Genomic DNA, 251 nt, shown 5'->3' with positions numbered 1-251 from the left:
GTTGCTGGTTGATGGCGGCAATCGTTTCGGTGATGGTGTTTGGTGGCGTAATACCAAAACAATAACAAACATGGGCTATCGCGTCATTTGCGCCTAATGGCGCTTGATAAAAACTCATCAGTAGCCACTTGGACGTCAACGGTTTTACGTCAGGCATCGGTGCTTTTTTAGTGTCTTCGGCGATAATGGTTTGCAGTAAAGGCGGCAGTTGGCCTAAAAAAGATGATCCTCCAGCTCCAGCAGGCGAGACA

The 251-nt window shown here is 48.2% G+C and carries 1 protein-coding gene; it reads right to left on the bottom strand.

Annotated features, from left to right (window positions below; all coding sequences use genetic code 11):
* A partial coding sequence (locus AAEY72_RS15750; protein WP_352311574.1) for a hypothetical protein occupies positions 1-251 on the bottom strand: 251 nt, incomplete at both ends.

Source organism: Psychrobacter sp. W2-37-MNA-CIBAN-0211, assembly GCF_040309405.1.
GTDB classification, from domain to species: domain Bacteria; phylum Pseudomonadota; class Gammaproteobacteria; order Pseudomonadales; family Moraxellaceae; genus Psychrobacter; species Psychrobacter glaciei.
The sequence above is the reverse complement of the archived record's forward strand: the minus strand, read 5'-3'. Positions and strand labels throughout refer to the sequence as shown.